This is a genomic window from Aestuariirhabdus sp. LZHN29, assembly GCF_049985285.1.
Classification (GTDB): Bacteria; Pseudomonadota; Gammaproteobacteria; order Pseudomonadales; family Aestuariirhabdaceae; genus Aestuariirhabdus.
Genome location: NZ_JBNIEU010000002.1, coordinates 686717 through 702386, shown reverse-complemented (window position 1 = coordinate 702386; position 15670 = coordinate 686717). Strand labels below are relative to the sequence as shown.

Annotated in this window: 17 protein-coding genes and 1 tRNA gene; 3 read left to right on the top strand and 15 right to left on the bottom strand. The window is 56.1% G+C overall.

The window, feature by feature from the left end:
* Positions 1 to 26: 26 nt before the first annotated feature.
* The 15 genes from nadA to ACP3PW_RS09945 all read right to left on the bottom strand — a co-directional run bounded on the left by nadA (position 27) and on the right by ACP3PW_RS09945 (position 12761).
* Positions 27 to 1004 carry a quinolinate synthase NadA gene (nadA, locus tag ACP3PW_RS10015; RefSeq protein ID WP_426417035.1) on the bottom strand — a complete coding sequence of 326 codons (978 nt, stop codon included), beginning with the start codon at positions 1002 to 1004 and terminating at the stop codon, positions 27 to 29.
* 325 nt (positions 1005 to 1329) lie between these two features.
* Positions 1330 to 1405, bottom strand: a tRNA-Lys gene (locus ACP3PW_RS10010).
* A gap of 343 nt (positions 1406 to 1748) precedes the next feature.
* A complete protein-coding gene (gene ybgF / locus ACP3PW_RS10005; RefSeq protein WP_426416554.1) occupies positions 1749 to 2564 on the bottom strand; it encodes a tol-pal system protein YbgF in 816 nt (271 codons plus the stop codon).
* 17 nt (positions 2565 to 2581) lie between these two features.
* Positions 2582 to 3139, bottom strand: a complete 558-nt coding sequence (gene pal / locus ACP3PW_RS10000) for a peptidoglycan-associated lipoprotein Pal (RefSeq protein WP_426416553.1) — start codon at positions 3137 to 3139, stop codon at positions 2582 to 2584.
* Positions 3140 to 3205: 66 nt separating this feature from the next.
* Positions 3206 to 4507, bottom strand: coding sequence for a Tol-Pal system beta propeller repeat protein TolB (gene tolB / locus ACP3PW_RS09995; RefSeq protein WP_426417034.1), 1302 nt, complete (start codon positions 4505 to 4507; stop codon positions 3206 to 3208).
* Positions 4507 to 5313: a cell envelope integrity protein TolA gene (gene tolA / locus ACP3PW_RS09990; RefSeq protein WP_426416552.1), complete on the bottom strand. Its 807-nt coding sequence runs from the start codon at positions 5311 to 5313 to the stop codon at positions 4507 to 4509. Before tolA ends, tolB begins: the two co-directional genes overlap by 1 nt.
* Before the next feature lie 40 nt (positions 5314 to 5353).
* Positions 5354 to 5782: a protein TolR gene (gene tolR / locus ACP3PW_RS09985; protein WP_426416551.1), complete on the bottom strand. Its 429-nt coding sequence runs from the start codon at positions 5780 to 5782 to the stop codon at positions 5354 to 5356.
* 4 nt (positions 5783 to 5786) lie between these two features.
* Positions 5787 to 6464, bottom strand: a complete 678-nt coding sequence (tolQ, locus tag ACP3PW_RS09980) for a protein TolQ (protein WP_426417033.1) — start codon at positions 6462 to 6464, stop codon at positions 5787 to 5789.
* A 136-nt stretch (positions 6465 to 6600) separates the two neighbouring features.
* Positions 6601 to 7032, bottom strand: a complete 432-nt coding sequence (gene ybgC, locus ACP3PW_RS09975; RefSeq protein ID WP_426416550.1) for a tol-pal system-associated acyl-CoA thioesterase — start codon at positions 7030 to 7032, stop codon at positions 6601 to 6603.
* Positions 7033 to 8046, bottom strand: coding sequence for a Holliday junction branch migration DNA helicase RuvB (gene ruvB, locus ACP3PW_RS09970; protein ID WP_426416549.1), 1014 nt, complete (start codon positions 8044 to 8046; stop codon positions 7033 to 7035).
* A gap of 99 nt (positions 8047 to 8145) precedes the next feature.
* Complete coding sequence (gene ruvA / locus ACP3PW_RS09965; protein ID WP_426416548.1) at positions 8146 to 8751, bottom strand: Holliday junction branch migration protein RuvA; 606 nt, start codon at positions 8749 to 8751, stop codon at positions 8146 to 8148.
* Positions 8752 to 8805: 54 nt separating this feature from the next.
* The gene (ruvC, locus tag ACP3PW_RS09960; RefSeq protein ID WP_426416547.1) at positions 8806 to 9324 is read right to left on the bottom strand and encodes a crossover junction endodeoxyribonuclease RuvC; all 519 of its coding nucleotides are present in this window, start codon (positions 9322 to 9324) and stop codon (positions 8806 to 8808) included.
* 448 nt (positions 9325 to 9772) lie between these two features.
* Complete coding sequence (locus tag ACP3PW_RS09955; RefSeq protein ID WP_426416546.1) at positions 9773 to 10519, bottom strand: YebC/PmpR family DNA-binding transcriptional regulator; 747 nt, start codon at positions 10517 to 10519, stop codon at positions 9773 to 9775.
* 97 nt (positions 10520 to 10616) lie between these two features.
* Positions 10617 to 12392, bottom strand: a complete 1776-nt coding sequence (aspS, locus tag ACP3PW_RS09950) for an aspartate--tRNA ligase (protein ID WP_426416545.1) — start codon at positions 12390 to 12392, stop codon at positions 10617 to 10619.
* Positions 12393 to 12476: 84 nt separating this feature from the next.
* Positions 12477 to 12761: an FmdB family zinc ribbon protein gene (locus ACP3PW_RS09945; RefSeq protein WP_426416544.1), complete on the bottom strand. Its 285-nt coding sequence runs from the start codon at positions 12759 to 12761 to the stop codon at positions 12477 to 12479.
* A 607-nt stretch (positions 12762 to 13368) separates the two neighbouring features.
* Between ACP3PW_RS09945 and ACP3PW_RS09940 the strand changes: the two genes are divergently transcribed.
* The 3 genes from ACP3PW_RS09940 to ACP3PW_RS09930 all read left to right on the top strand — a co-directional run bounded on the left by ACP3PW_RS09940 (position 13369) and on the right by ACP3PW_RS09930 (position 15592).
* The gene (locus tag ACP3PW_RS09940; RefSeq protein WP_426416543.1) at positions 13369 to 14700 is read left to right on the top strand and encodes an OprD family outer membrane porin; all 1332 of its coding nucleotides are present in this window, start codon (positions 13369 to 13371) and stop codon (positions 14698 to 14700) included.
* A gap of 389 nt (positions 14701 to 15089) precedes the next feature.
* Entirely contained in the window at positions 15090 to 15332 is a 243-nt protein-coding gene (locus ACP3PW_RS09935) for a type II toxin-antitoxin system Phd/YefM family antitoxin (protein WP_426416542.1), read from the top strand.
* Positions 15329 to 15592: a Txe/YoeB family addiction module toxin gene (locus tag ACP3PW_RS09930; RefSeq protein ID WP_426416541.1), complete on the top strand. Its 264-nt coding sequence runs from the start codon at positions 15329 to 15331 to the stop codon at positions 15590 to 15592. The genes ACP3PW_RS09935 and ACP3PW_RS09930 overlap by 4 nt, the downstream gene beginning before the upstream one ends.
* The last annotated feature ends 78 nt before the right edge of the window (positions 15593 to 15670 follow it).

Here is a 15670-nt window from a genome sequence, read left to right as displayed (position 1 = left end):
TCATGCTCAATAGCTGATGCCCGGGGTCAGGCCGCATTCACCGCTGTAAATTGAAGCATTCGCTGCAACGGAATCATTGCTCGGCGGGCTACCGCAGGATCCACATGGACCTCGTTACTGCCGCTACGCAAGGTTTGCACCATCACTTCAAGCTCATTTAACGCCATCCACGGGCAATGGGCACAACTACGGCACGTCGCGCCGGAGCCCCCGGTTGGAGCCTCGATAAACTGCTTACCGGGTGCGGCCTTGCGCATTTTATGGAAGATGCCGCGATCCGTAGCCACAATAAACACCTTATTCGGCAGGGTTTCGGCGGCCTTAATCAGTTGGCTCGTTGATCCGACCGCGTCGGCGACCTCAACTACAGATGCTGGAGATTCCGGGTGTACCAACACCGCCGCGTCGGGATGGACCTTTTTAAGCTCCAAAACACCTTTGGCCTTAAACTCTTCGTGTACGATGCAAGCGGCGTCCCACATCAGCATATCGGCCCCGGTTTGCTGCTTAATATAGCCCCCAAGATGCTTATCCGGCGCCCAGATCAACTTCTTGCCCTGATCCATCAAGTGCTCCACCACTTCGAGCGCAATACTGGAGGTCACCACCCAATCGGCACGAGCCTTGACTGCCGCCGAGGTATTGGCGTACACCACAACTTCCCGCTCAGGGTGCTGATCACAGAATGCCGAGAAACGATCGACAGGACAGCCAATGTCCAGCGAGCAGGTGGCTTCGAGGGTCGGCATCAACACCCGCTTTTCAGGCGTAAGGATCTTGGCAGTTTCACCCATAAACCGCACACCTGCGACCAACAGGGTCGTGGCACTGTGCCGATTACCGAAGCGGGCCATCTCCAGCGAATCAGAAACACAGCCACCGGTTTCCTCGGCCAGCTCCTGAATCACATCCGGTGTGTAGTAGTGGGCAACAAGCACGGCATTCTGCTCGTTAAGCAGCGCCTTCACTTCCTCTTTTAGCTGCTGCTTACGGGCAGGGTCCATGGATAGCAGGTGCTCTGTTGCCAGATGCTGCTGCACAAAAACTCGATCACTCACCAGGGTCATACTTTTTCTCTACTTCCGCTGCCCCCCTCTAAAGTGGGGCCTATGAACAATAATTTGGCGGCTAGTGTAGCACAGTCAGCCGGAGGTTCGGCGAGCAAAAAAGTGTCAGCACCAGATCCCGCTTAGCCAGGCTTGGGGGACTGCCAGGATAGAAAAACAAGCAAAGATGGCAGATGAGCAGATCATCGGCCCGCTCCTGGGATTTGGACACAGTATGGATGGGGCAAAAGAAAAGGGCTGCCTGAAAGGCAGCCCTTAAAATTGGTGGGTCGTGGGCGGCTCGAACGCCCGACCAATTGGTTAAAAGCCAACTGCTCTACCAACTGAGCTAACGACCCTAAGCGGTGCATATGGTACTGATTTAGAACAATATAACAACCCCAATCCCCTGTTTTTTTTGCCTACAGGAAGTAGGTAGATCGCGTAAGCCAGGGACGGCGGCAGCGATCGCCTTAACCGGTAGATCGCGTAAGCCAGGGACGGCGGCAGCGATCGCCTTAACCGGTAGATCGCGTAAGCCAGGGACGGCGGCAGCGATCGCCTTAACCGGTAGATCGCGTAAGCCAGGGACGGCGGCAGCGATCGCCTTAACGGATAGATCGCAACAACGAAAACCTGCTAAAGACGGCAGCCGAAATAGAGCACTCTCATTCCGGCTACCCGTATCTAAAGGATCGACCACTAAAGCTTTTGCAGGTATTGCTGGGACAACTTGGCGGCGGATGATCCTGGATAGTTATCGATCGTTGCCTGAAAATAGCTTCGAGCCTGTTCGACATCACCCTGGCTATGATACATCCGGCCCAACTTATAGCTAGCGTCCGCTGCTTTTCGATGGGAGGGAAACTCTTTTAGCACATTCTCAAAAGCGCCTTGGGCAGGCTCGGCCTGATTGGTCGCCAGATAGACCTCTCCGAGCCAATAACGCGCATTCGCTGCATAGTCTCCACCAGGATACTGCTGCACAAATGCATTCAGCGCCACGATCGCCTGATCGAACTTACGCTCCTTAATCAGGGCAAACGCCTCCGAGTACGCCTGTTTTTCCAGCTCGGGGTTTGCGCTGGCCAGGGTGCTTGTAGAACTGCCACCAGGAGTTCCGACGGTTGTGGTGGGCACAGACACCGAAGCACTCGCAGAGGGCGCCGAGGTGGAGCTACCCGAAGGGCTATTAAGCAAACTGATGCGTCGATCCAGATCAATATAGCGATCGCGCTGCTCCTGCTTCATCAACCGCATCGCATGGGATTGCTCTTCGAGCATACCCCGCAACGACTGAACCTCCTGCTGCAACAACTCCAACTGATAGTAGAGGCTATTTTCCGCAGTGGGTTGCTGGCTTTGAACCGCCTCTTCCGTACCTGCCTGCGGCTGCACCGCCGCCCCCCCAATAGGGGTGGTCTCAACGACAGGTACTTCGGCCCAGGTCATCCCCACAACAAACAGCCCGGCGATAGCCGGGCTAATCTGTAACAACCGCTTACGTTGTTTCGCCATATCGACGTCGCCCGACATTAACTACCGTAGCCGGCAGATGAAGGAATAATGACTGCACGACGGTTCTGCTTCCAGGAGGCCTCTGCGTGACCTTCGGCAACCGGACGCTCTTTACCATAGCTAACGGTTTCGATTTGACCCGGAGCGACGCCCTTCATCACCAAATAGCGTTTTACAGCCTTGGCACGGCGTTCACCCAGCGCCAGGTTGTATTCACGAGTACCACGTTCGTCAGTATGGCCTTCAATGGTAATGCGCTGGCTTGTGTTGGTGCTCAACACCTTGGCGTGCACATCCAGTGAGGCATAATCTTCCGTAGAAAGAGTAGAGCTGTCGAATGGGAACAGGAAGACCTTCTGGTCAACCATAGTCTTCTCATCCATGCTCAGCGTACCGCCATCAGATCCCATACCGCCTGTAGAGGAGCTAACAGAGCCGGAATCAACACCGGACCCACCGGTTGTGGCGCCACTGTCGGTACCACCGGTACTGCTACCACCGGTAGAACTACAGCCAGCAACAACTACCAGCGACGCTGCCAGCATAAAAAGTTTACCGATTTTCATTATTTCCATTATTCACTCCGAAATTGGGTTGATCTGGTCATATAAACTAACAAAACTACCCGAAAATACCACAACCTAGTTCAAAAAAGGAGACCATGCGGGCTCCCTCACATCCCCTTTAGTGGAAGGCAGCTCAAACTTTACACGCCCGTCTGCAGATACCGCAGCCAGTATGCCTCGATTGCCCTTATGGGTGGCGTAGATCAGCATATCCCCATTGGGGGCAATACTGGGGGAATCATCCAGCAATGTTGAGGTGAGCGTGCGCATGCGCCCATTCTCCAAATTCTGGACGGCGATGTTAAATTCAGCAGCGCCCTCGCCCTTGTGAACCAGCACCAGAGACTTGCCGCCATCAAACACGCGGGCTCGAGCGTTATATTTACCCTCAAAGGTCAGTCGCTCCACCCAGCCGCTATCGAGTTCGACCCGATAGATCTGTGGCGAACCACCTCGATTGGAGGTGAACACAAGAGACTTACCATCGGGCATCCAGGAGGGTTCGGTATCGATGGCGTAATGACGGGTAATCTGCGTTAGCTCGCCACTCGACAAATCCTTAATATAAATATCAGCGTTACCACTTTTCGACAGTACCAGCGCCAAACGCTTGCCATCCGGCGACCAGGCCGGCGCACTATTCAATCCGGGAAAGCGGGTAATCTGGGTTTGTTTACCGCTGGCAATCTCCTGCACATAAACCCCAGGGCGTCCACCTTCAAAAGAGACGTAGCTGACTCGCTTTGCATCCGGAGCCCAGGAGGGGGACAAGATAGGCTCCTTGGAGCTAAAGATAACCCGCGCGCGATGGCCGTCAGCATCTGCATAATTAAGCCTGAAGTCGGTGTTATAGGTGGAGTGACGGTCGGCTGTCACATAGAGAATCCGGGTCGAAAACGCGCCTCTGCGCCCCGTTACCTGCTCATAGACCATATCACTGACCCGGTGCGCCATATCCCGCAGCACCTCATTCCCTCCGGCAACCGTTCCCTGGGCCAGGGTGCGCTGATTGAGCACATTAAAGAGTGCGTAACGGAGCTGGAACTTTTGATCCGCCCCCTGCTCCACATTCCCTATCAGCAGATAATCGCTTCCCAGTACGCGCCAGTCCCGAAACACAACATCCGCTTCACGGCTCGGCAAACTCAGCATATTGCGACGCTCCAACGGAGCAAACAGACCACTGCGTTCGAGATCATTGGCAACGATCTGCGCCATATCCTCAGACAGCGCCGAGGACCCTTTCCAACCGAAGGGGACTACCGCAATGGGAACCGGATTATCGGCACCCTGGGTAATTTCAATGGTCAGATCGGCTCGGGCGGGCATGATAACCATCACCCACAGCATCAATATCATTCCCGTTACACGTGTCATCACCTGATCAGGTCCTCCGGTTTAAATTCGATCCGCAGCTTGCGGAAGTATTTCTCAAACACCCTGGGCTCGAGCTGCTGTAGCTCAGGAAAACGTCCGGCGCGACGCACAGCGCGTACCGTCGATTCATCGAACCCCTTGTCACCGCTCCCCTTGACGACGTTCACATCGACCACTTCGCCGGTCGGCACGAGGCTGATCTGGAGCACCGCCACCATACCATTACGAGCACTGGGGGGGCGTGACCAATGGGGAATAACCTGCTGACGAATCAGGTCAGCGTATCCCATCGCCAACTCAAAATCAGTTGCAGACTGCTGCTGTTCCTGCTCAAACGCCGTTTCACTTTCAAGCAGGGAAGCCAGCTCCTGCTCTCGCGCCTCCCTCTCCTCTCGCTCCTGCTGTTGTTGGAGTTCCTGTTGGCGCAGGAGTTCCGCTTCACGCTTTTCACGGGCCACGCGCTCGGCTTCGCGTTTTTTTCTGGCCTTGCGTTCCGCTTCTGTTTTTTTGCGAGCATCCTCTTCGCGCTTTTTCTTTAAGGCGATCTCTTTTCTCTTTTGTTCCGCTTTTTTATCGACCCTGGTTTTTTTCACCGGAGGTTTTTTTTTCGGCGGCTTGGCGGCCTTTTTAACCGGCTTGGCCTTCGGCTTTAGCTCGACCAACGATGCTTTTACATGGGTCGGCATCGGTTTCAACTTGGGTGACTCCGACGCGGGCCAGGCCACCAGCAGCGCCGAACCGGCCACAAGATGCAGCAACAGGGCCAGCACCACGGGCAAACCATAGCCATTGGAGAGCTTTAGCAAAAGACCTCCCCGCTCAACGCCGATTGCAACTGCCCTCCCATTAGAGCTCCTTGGGATCGGTAATCAGGCCCACGTTGTCGACGCCGGACTCCTGCAAGGACGCCATCGCAGTGACCACGGCACCGTAGATCACCTGCTTGTCGCCCTTGATCATCACCGGACGCTGGGGCTGGGCACGAATAATTTTACCGACCTGCTCCCCCAATCGCTCCAGGGTAACGGGCTCCTCCTGCTTGTCGCCGATATTGAGGTAATAGCTCCCATCAGCCTTGATCGAGATGATCAGCACCTCCTCATCTTCAGGCATCTGCATCGGTTTGGCATTGGTTTTCGGCAGATCCACCTGGACCCCCTGGGTGAGCAGCGGCGCTGCCACCATAAATACGATCAGGAGTACCATCATGACATCAATATAGGGCACCACATTAATCTCGGATATGGGCCTGCGGCGCTGTTTCTGCTTGGCCATAAGACTATTCCTGGGTTACGCGAGTGTGCGCCTTACGGTGCAAAATACTGGAAAACTCATCCGAGAACGTGTCATAGCTATTGATAGTACTTTCGACCCGGGACGAAAAACGGTTGTAAGCAACAACCGCCGGAATCGCCGCCAGCAGCCCCATGGCAGTAGCAATCAAAGCCTCTGCTATGCCAGGCGCGACCGACGCCAGGGTCGCCTGATGCACATTGGCCAAACCACGAAACGAGTTCATGATACCGATCACCGTACCGAACAGCCCCACATAGGGACTGGTGGAGCCCACGGTGGCCAAAAAAGGCAGGTTGGCTTCGAGCTTCTCCTCCTCCCGCGACAGCGCCACTCGCATCGCCCGTTGCGCACCCTCCATCACCGCATCCGGGTCGGCGCCTGTCTGCTGGCGCATGCGGGAAAACTCCTTGAACCCTGACCGAAAAATATGCTCAACCCCGCTATTGGGGTCGGGGTTAGTAGACACCTCCCGATAGAGTTTGCCGAGGTCGATCCCGGACCAAAATCGATCTTCAAACGCCCGTAGCGAACGGTACGTATTGCGCAATAGAATCGCCCGTTGAATGATCATCACCCAGGAGACGATCGATGCCAGCACCAATAACAGCATCACCAACTGAACAACCCAGCTGGCTTCAAGAATCAGACTCCACATCGGCATGGTTTCGTTCACAACGCTCTCCCTTTTCGAAAATTGTCGCCGGTTCGCGGCACTAACGCCATCGACCAGTGTCTTGGCAAACGATCATACCACTTCAGGATTACCACAGGATCACCGAATCGGCCGGTTCTGTGACTCAAGACGCGCTTAGCCCGCTCGACATGGCATCGCGCATCGCCTCGGGTATCGCCCGGGGCTTCATATTCCCCGACTGTACGCACGCCACCTTTACTTCTGCTTCACACAGCAGCTCATCATCCTGCTGATTGATCACTTTTTGCTGAAACAGTAGATAACTTCGCGCGGCGCGTGTCACCCGCAACTCCAGCCGCAACAGATCATCGAGGCGCGCAGGGCGGTGATAGCGGGCGTTAAGACTGTGCACGACGAACATCAGTTCATCGTCGAACAGGCGCTGCTGCTCATACCCCAGCCCCCGCAGGTACTCGGTACGGGCCCGCTCCATAAATTTGAGGTAATTGACGTAATAGACGATGCCGCCCGCATCGGTGTCCTCAAAATAGACCCGGATATTGATCGCAAAGGGGAGCGCAACAGCGGGGTTCATCTAGCGCTCTCCAGCAGGCATCGGCAACCCGAAATGCTGGTAGGCATGCCGCGTTACCACTCGCCCCCTGGGCGTTCGCATAATAAAGCCCTGCTGTATCAAATAGGGCTCGAGCACATCCTCGATGGTATCCCGCTCTTCGCTGATCGCCGCGGCGATGCTGTCGACACCTACCGGTCCACCATCAAACTTGTCGATCATCGCCAGTAGCAAGCGCCGGTCCATATGATCAAAACCCTGGTGATCCACATCGAGCATATTGAGAGCCTGGTCCGCCACCTGCTGGCACACCCTCCCCTCGGCCTTGACCTCGGAATAGTCCCGCACACGGCGCAATAAACGGTTAGCGATACGCGGCGTGCCCCGCGATCGCCGCGCAATCTCGCCGGCTCCCGCCTGATCAATCTCCACTCCGAGAATTCCCGCAGAGCGGGTCACAATATGAGTCAGGTCGGCAACCGAATAAAACTCCAACCGCTGTACGATGCCAAAACGATCACGCAGTGGCGAGGTCAATAGCCCCGCGCGGGTCGTCGCACCCACCAAGGTAAAGGGGGGCAGGTCCAGCTTGATTGAACGGGCCGCCGGCCCTTCGCCGATCATAATATCGAGCTGGTAATCCTCCATCGCCGGATAAAGGATCTCCTCCACCACGGGGCTCAAGCGATGAATCTCATCAACAAACAGCAGATCCCCGGATTCAAGATTCGTCAGCATGGCGGCGAGATCACCGGCTTTTTCCAGCACCGGCCCCGACGTGGTTTTAAGTTGCACGCCCATCTCCGCTGCCAAAATATTGGCCAGCGTTGTTTTACCCAGCCCCGGGGGGCCGAAAATCAGCGTGTGATCCAGCGCCTCATCACGGTTGCGCGCGGCACTGATGAAGATCTCCATCTGCGCTCGCACTGCGGGCTGCCCCACATAATCGGCCAACCGCGCCGGACGAATGGCACGATCCTGCACCTCTTCATGGGAGACCTCCGCGGTAGAAACTATTCGATCCGATTCGATCATTGCCTATTCGATTACCCGTTAGTAAAGCTGAAGGGGTCTATAACCCCACTAAAATCCGATCCAGACCACCCCGGTACAGAACAGGGCCGCCAGCAGGCACTAAAGCATCCCCTTCAAAGAGCGCCGAATCAACTCTTCGCTGGAGAGCCCGGCCTCCTCAACCCGCGACACAGCTCGACTGGCCTCTGCCGGCTTGTACCCCAACGCAACCAGCGCGCTAACCGCATCGGATACCTGGTCTTGCACAGGAACAGAATCGACCGCCGCCGCCAGCGTCGGCAATTCGGCGAAGCTTGCCCCCAACCCGTCGAGCTTATCGCGCATCTCCACAATCAGGCGCTCGGCCGTCTTCTTGCCCACGCCGGGCAATTTAACCAAGGAAGCACTGTCATTGCTATGCACACAGCGCACAAAGGCCGAGGCCTCAATACCCGACAGAATCGTTAGCGCCAGCTTCGGTCCGACCCCATTGACCCGAATCAGGGTACGAAACAGCTCCCGCTCCTTGCGGTCGGCAAAGCCGTAGAGCAGCTGGGCATCCTCACGCACCACAAAATGGGTGTAAAGGGTCACCTCCTGCCCCAGCTCGGGCAAGCGGTAAAAGACGCTCATCGGCGCATCCACCTCATAGCCTACCCCTCCCGCCTCAATCAACAGGTTAGGTGGCTGCTTTTCCAGCAAAGTTCCACGTAATCGACCTATCATCTATCCTTTAATCCTCGTGTCTGCTCTCTTCGCAACGGGCCTGCAGCGGCGGTGTTAGCGCACGCGCCCGCGGCGCATCCGGGTTGCCCCCGCCATTCTTACCAGGCTTTGCCGGGTATGGGCATGGCACAGCGCAATCGCCAGCGCATCGGCAGCATCGGCCTGGGGTTTGGCACTCAGCTTGAGGATCGACTGCACCATGTGCTGAACCTGGCTTTTCTCAGCGCCACCCTTGCCAACCACCGACTGCTTGACCTGCCGCGCCGAATACTCCGAAACCTCCAGCCCGTGACTCACCGCCGCAACAATAGCAGCGCCCCGAGCCTGGCCCAGCTTGAGCGCTGAATCGGCATTGCGGGACATAAACACCTGTTCAATGCCAACCGTTTGGGGACTATAAAGCTCAATAACCTCATTGATACCGACAAACACCTGATGCAGGCGCTCCGGGAGATCATCTCCGCTGGTGCGAATGCAGCCACTGGCAACGTATTCGCTCACCGCGCCCACCTGATTAATCACCCCATACCCGGTGATGCGGGAGCCCGGATCAATTCCCAATATCAACGCCATTTACACCCAAGCCTGCATTAGCCGTAACTTCCATATACTGTACAGATATACACTAGATTATGGAAGTCACCCTGCAGAACCTCATCACAGCGATCGAGTCCGGGCAACCAACATCACGACGCGTAACCGATCGTTATCAGCCGTTACAAAACAGCTCTGTTATAGCACCCCCTTTCCCCCTATCCTGCGTGGAGTCCCTATTAACGGCCCCTTCATGAGCGAACGCCTTGTCACCATGCTAAAAATACTGCTGATCACCTCGGCGCTCTTTATGCTAGTGCTCGGGGTTAACCTTTACCTGTAGGTCGGCCTTGAGGCCGCCAACCCCGCCCTGCCTCACCACCCCGTCAGGCTAAAGCCCGAACTACAGCCCGACCTAAAAAGCCTGCCAAACCGGTACAAAAAAGGGCGCCACAGCGCCCTTAGATAACCGTCAAACCCCTAACCATTACTCCAGCTCGGCCAGCACCTCGTGGGGAATATCGGCATTGGTGTAGACGTTTTGCACGTCATCCAGATCCTCCAGATGATCGACCAGCGCCATCAACCTCTCGGCGGAGGGCTTATCAAGCAATACGGTTGTCGATGGAACCATGCTCACTTCGGCCGCAGCGGGTGTAACACCCGCGCTTTCCAGCGCACCCTTGACCTGGCCAAGCTCGGTCCAGTCGGTCACCACCTCAATCGAGTCATCATCGTGGGTGATCACATCCTCGGCACCCGCCTCCAGGGCAATCTCCATCACCTGCTCTTCGTCGGCCCCGGGCTCGAAATAGATCTGGCCCTTACGGGCAAAGAGGTAGGCGACCGAGCCGTCAGTACCCAGGTTTCCGCCGCGCCTGGAAAAGGCGTGGCGCACCTCCGCCACGGTACGGTTGCGGTTATCGGTCATCACCTCGACCAGCACCGCAACCCCGGAGTGGCCGTAACCTTCGTACACCAACTCCTCAACATTGTCCGCCTCGGTGGTGCCGGCACCGCGAGCGACGGCGCGATCGATCGTATCGCGCGTCATATTAGCGGCCAGCGCCTTATCCATGACCGCGCGCAGGCGGGGATTATCTTCCGGCAGGGGGCCGCCCTGCTTGGCCGCGACCGTGAGCTCCCGAATGATTTTGGTAAATATCTTGCCCCGCTTGGCATCCTGAGATGCCTTGCGGTGCTTGATATTGGCCCACTTACTATGACCCGCCATCTCTCCTCCCCATCAGCGCACCGAGACGGCACACCTCGACACCCTCTTGCCTATAGCGTGCGGCAAATGTCCGGTATACACCCGTGCAGGAACCAACTTACTCGGTCTTGCCTTCCACCTCGCGCAAGCGGATATGCAGCTCTCGCAACTGCGGCGCGCTCACCCTACCCGGTGCGTCTGTCATTACGCAGGCTGCACTCTGGGTCTTGGGGAAGGCGATCACTTCACGAATCGACTGCGCACCGGTCATCAGCATCACCAGGCGGTCGAGACCAAACGCCAGCCCACCGTGGGGAGGGCAACCGAACTGCAGCGCGTCGAGCAAAAAGCCAAATTTCTCCCGCGCCTCCTCGGCGGCGATACCCAACACCTCGAATACCGTCTTTTGCATCTCCTGATCGTGTATACGAATGGAACCTCCACCCAGCTCGCAGCCGTTGAGCACCATGTCGTAGGCACGGGACAGCGCCTGCTCGGGATTCCGGGCCAACTCTTCGGGGGTGCACGACGGCGCAGTAAAGGGGTGGTGCAGTGACGTCAGGCCACCATTACCATCCTCTTCAAACATCGGGAAGTCAACGACCCACAACGGCGCCCAGGCACAGGTGTAAAGATCCAGGTCCTCGCCCAACTTGAGACGCAAATGCCCCAGGGACTCGTTAACGATCTTGGTCTTATCCGCACCAAAGAAAACGATATCACCGTTGGCCGCTTCGACCCGCGCCATCAGCGCCATCACCACCTCTGTTGGCATAAACTTGATGATCGGCGATTGCAGGCCTTCAATGCCCTGCTCGATCTCGTTTACCTTGATCCACGCCAACCCTCGGGCGCCGTAGATACTGATGTATTTGGTGTAATCATCGATCTGCTTACGGCTCAGCTTGGCACCGCCGCTCACCTTGAGCGCCGCAACACGCCCTTTCGGATCATTGGCCGGACCATTAAATACTTTGAAATCAACCTGCTGCATAAGGTCGTCGACATCAACCAGCTCCAGGGGAATGCGTAGATCCGGCTTATCGCTGCCGTAACGCTGCATCGCTTCGGCGTAGGGCATACGGGGAAAGCTTCCCAGCTCCGCGTCAAGCAGGCTTGAAAACAGCCCGCTGATCATGCCCTCGGTCAAGCCCATGATCTGCTCCTCGTTCATAAAGGAGGTTTCGATATCAATCTGGGTAAATTCAGGCTGGCGATCGGCGCGCAGGTCCTCATCACGGAAGCACTTGGCGATCTGGTAGTAGCGATCGAAACCCGACACCATCAGCAACTGCTTAAACAGTTGCGGCGACTGGGGCAGGGCAAAAAAGTTATTGGCATGGGTGCGACTCGGCACCAGATAGTCACGCGCGCCTTCAGGGGTCGCCCGGGTCAGGATGGGTGTTTCTATATCAAGGAAGCCGTTCTCATCGAGGTAGTTACGGATCGCCGTGGTAATTTGCGAGCGAAAACGCAGCTTCTGCTGCATCTCGGGACGACGCAGGTCGACGTAACGGTACTTGAGCCGAACATCTTCCCCGACGCTCTGGTGCTCATCCAGTTGAAAGGGAGGGGTCGCGGCGCTATTAAGAATCACTAGCTCCTTCCCCAACACCTCTATCTCACCGGTAGGCATATCGGGGTTAACGGTACCCTCGGGGCGCGCCCGTACTCGACCCTTGACCTGAATAACGTACTCATTGCGCACCTTGTCTGCACGCTCAAAATGCTCCTCGGTATCGGGATCGAACACCACCTGGGCAATACCCTCACGATCGCGCAGATCAAGGAAGATCACCCCGCCATGATCCCGGCGGCGATGAACCCAGCCACAAAGTGTGACCTCCTGGTCGATGTGTGAGCTGTTGAGTTCGCCGCAATACTGGCTGCGCATAATCGGTATCCTGTAGCGTTATAGGTGGTTGTGTGTTCTGTTGTCGGTATTCGAAGTATCTGTAGCAGACGCTCAAGGCCGCGATCAGGATGCGGCCTTTGTCTCCTTTTTAGGGCTCTCTTTGGGGCCGTCACTTTTGCCACTGCCCGCATTTGCGGCACTGTCCCCGGCCAGGTTCCTCTTGCTGCCGGTCTTGAAATCGGTTTCGTACCAGCCGCCACCGGCCAGGCGAAAACCGGCGGCCGATATCTGTTTGTTCAGGGCATCCTGATCGCAATGGGGACAGCGCACCAGAGGCGCATCACTGATTTTCTGAATGGCCTCGTGGCCTTCACCACAGGCATCGCATCGATATTCATAAATGGGCATAACAAAAATCCGTACTCTTCAATTCGCTCTACTGTTGATGGCGCTTCACTGCCTTATAGACAGGTTACGTCTACAACCAGTCCCCCCGGGATGCCGGACTCACCCAACACCCCCAAGCGGAAAACGCGCGATTATACCCTGATTCGACCCGTGATTGTCAGCCCCCAACGCAGCATGGGTGCAACAGGAAAACAGCGAACAAAGATCACCCGCCAACAGCGATGAATTGCGCGCCATCGACGCCGTCGAACTCCATCCACAACTCGCTCCAAATTAGCCCAAGGTCGAATGGATATTGATGCTCCACATTTGTAGAAATCCGGGCTCTTAGTCCGTTCCGCGTCGCTGACACCCGCTTTTTAGACAGTTTTTCAGCTCTGGGGACAATTTTTTCGGTTTATACCTAATCATTGCGTATTTACCGTTGCAATCCGCCTCCATTTTTATTACAAACTGTTGTCATCATTCGTTCATATCTATGAGCGACACTGATTCCCGGTATCGATCTAAGGGGCAACCCGATGACTGGTGCTGGAATTTTTGAACCGTACTTGGGGTAAGTTTCACGGTTCAGACACACACAAAAACCTTAGGAGTAGGTCTTAATATGAACGCATTTAAAATCTCTGCACTGGCTGCAGCTGTTGTAGCTGCATCCTCTGTAACCACCGTTGCCCAGGCAGACGCTGCTGCGGCATGGGATCAGTTTGCCAACGACAGCAAGCTGAGCCTGCACCTGCGCAACTTCTACCATGACCGTAGCCGTGACAACAACGGCAACGTACCTGGCGCTGACCAGGATCAAAAGTCCTGGGCACAGGCTTTCCGTTTCGATTTCTCCTCCGGCATGGCCGGCAACATGGTCGGCGTTGACGCTTTCGGTTACTACAACCAGAAGCTGGCTGGCGACCGCGGCGAAGGCGGACTGGGCACATTGCGTGGCGCTGACAAGCAGGAAAGCCACGGTAAGTCTGGTGCGGCCCTGAAGGTTAACGTTGCTGACGTTGCGCTGGTTAAAGTCGGTAAGTTCCGCATGTCCGGCCCTATGGTTAACGATTCCGACTCTCGTAACCTGCCTTCCGTACGTCAAGGCGCGCAGATCCGCTCTACTTTCTCCGAAAGCCTGAACCTCTACTCCCAGATGGTCACTGGCGGTTCCGCCAAGACCAACTCCGGCACTGCCGAGTACGAAGTTGACGGCGATCGCGAGAACGTCTACGTAGTCGGTGGTGACTACACCTTCGGCGGAATCGGTAACGGCTTGCTGCTCTCTGCTGCTTACGGCAAGCAAACCAACAACGCTGAAGGCTACTACGCTGCCGCCGATATCGATTTCGATATCACCGACGGTGTTAACCTGGCCCTGGGCACTCAGTATGGTGCTACCGGTCTGATCGGTAACGCTGAAACTGCTGCCAAGCCACTAAAAGATGACGATATCTCCTGGTTCGACGTAGGCGCCGCGGTTGCCTTCGGTCCAGCCAAGATCTCCGTTGCTTACCAGAGTGTTGAGCAGCAGGACGACGTCGACGGTTACGCTTTCGACACCTCTTCCTTCGCTTGGGAAGGCGGCGACGATGACACTGGTTTCTACGGCCGTAACTCCGTACAGATCGGTGACTTCAACAATAATGGTGAAGATTCTTACCAAGTTCGCGGCGATCTGAACTTTGCCGATCTTGGCGTTCCTGGCCTGACTCTGATGGCTCGTTACATCGACGGTACCGTTGACAAGAAATCCGTTGGTGGCACTAAGGACGACGACGAGACCGAACTGGATATGGAAGCGGCGTACACTCTGCAGGATGGCATGGCCAAGGGCCTGAAGTTCCGCATCCGTTACGCCCAGTACGAGTACGACACCAACGAAGCTGGCGAAAAGAAGTTTGAACTGGACGACTTCCGTTTCATCACTACCTACACCCTGTCTGTATTCTAATTTCCTGAAAATTAGAGTTTGATAGAGTGAAAACCACCGCCTCGGCGGTGGTTTTTTTATGTCCAGGGATTGGACGGTATGCCGCGAGAGCCACGGACGGCGTTAGCGGCTTATGCCCAGGGATTGGGCGGGTCGTTTTTTGCTCCTGCAAAAACGGCACTCCCTACGTCCATGTAGGTCGTATGCCGGCCGGAGCCACGGACGGCGTTAGCGGCTTATGCCCAGGGAGTAGACACTCATCGGCCCGCACGACAGTCATTCCCCACCACCCCGTCGGCCCGCAGGTCGGCCTTTAGGCCAACAATCCCGCCCACTGCCCCCACCCCTACAACACCTTAGCCTTGTTAGCCCGTACGAATTAACGTACGCTACCAACCTAAGGAGAAGCTATGACCATACTCAATGCCACCGAGGCCCGATCGCGCCTCTATAGCCTGATCGACGAAACCACCGACACCCACCAGCCGATTGTTATTACGGGTAAACGGGGCAATGCAGTACTGCTGTCGGAAGCGGACTGGAATGCCATCTCCGAAACCCTGCACCTGCTCTCGATCCCGGGTATGCGCGAATCCATCAAGGAGGGAATGGACGAAGATCTCGACCATTGCACAACGGATCTCGACTGGTGAGCTGGGAGATCCGATACACCCGACAAGCCCAGAAAGATGCGCAAAAAATCGCAGTTTCCAACCTGAAGAAAAAGGCTATTGCACTGCTCGATATGCTGCGGGTAGACCCCTACCAAAACCCTCCCCCTTACGAAAAACTGGTGGGCGACCTGAGCGGCGCCTATTCACGACGCATCAACATTCAGCATCGACTGGTGTATCAAGTGCTTGAGCAGGAGCGCTGCGTTAAGGTCCTTCGTCTATGGACTCATTACGAATAAGCACCCCCTCGGGCTAAAGCCCGACAGTATTTCTACCGCCGCAGGTGCAATTTTCGTTAAAAACCCCCAAAAAACAGG

Coding starts and splice junctions, on each gene's coding strand:
- nadA (WP_426417035.1), bottom strand. CDS start 1,004: ATGGACCCTGCCCGTAAGCAGCAGCTAAAAGAGGAAGTGAAGGCGCTG.
- ybgF (WP_426416554.1), bottom strand. CDS start 2,564: ATGGCGAAACAACGTAAGCGGTTGTTACAGATTAGCCCGGCTATCGCC.
- pal (WP_426416553.1), bottom strand. CDS start 3,139: ATGGAAATAATGAAAATCGGTAAACTTTTTATGCTGGCAGCGTCGCTG.
- tolB (WP_426417034.1), bottom strand. CDS start 4,507: ATGACACGTGTAACGGGAATGATATTGATGCTGTGGGTGATGGTTATC.
- tolR (WP_426416551.1), bottom strand. CDS start 5,782: ATGGCCAAGCAGAAACAGCGCCGCAGGCCCATATCCGAGATTAATGTG.
- tolQ (WP_426417033.1), bottom strand. CDS start 6,464: ATGCCGATGTGGAGTCTGATTCTTGAAGCCAGCTGGGTTGTTCAGTTG.
- ybgC (WP_426416550.1), bottom strand. CDS start 7,032: ATGAACCCCGCTGTTGCGCTCCCCTTTGCGATCAATATCCGGGTCTAT.
- ruvB (WP_426416549.1), bottom strand. CDS start 8,046: ATGATCGAATCGGATCGAATAGTTTCTACCGCGGAGGTCTCCCATGAA.
- ruvA (WP_426416548.1), bottom strand. CDS start 8,751: ATGATAGGTCGATTACGTGGAACTTTGCTGGAAAAGCAGCCACCTAAC.
- ruvC (WP_426416547.1), bottom strand. CDS start 9,324: ATGGCGTTGATATTGGGAATTGATCCGGGCTCCCGCATCACCGGGTAT.
- ACP3PW_RS09955 (WP_426416546.1), bottom strand. CDS start 10,519: ATGGCGGGTCATAGTAAGTGGGCCAATATCAAGCACCGCAAGGCATCT.
- aspS (WP_426416545.1), bottom strand. CDS start 12,392: ATGCGCAGCCAGTATTGCGGCGAACTCAACAGCTCACACATCGACCAG.
- ACP3PW_RS09945 (WP_426416544.1), bottom strand. CDS start 12,761: ATGCCCATTTATGAATATCGATGCGATGCCTGTGGTGAAGGCCACGAG.
- ACP3PW_RS09940 (WP_426416543.1), top strand. CDS start 13,369: ATGAACGCATTTAAAATCTCTGCACTGGCTGCAGCTGTTGTAGCTGCA.
- ACP3PW_RS09935 (WP_426416542.1), top strand. CDS start 15,090: ATGACCATACTCAATGCCACCGAGGCCCGATCGCGCCTCTATAGCCTG.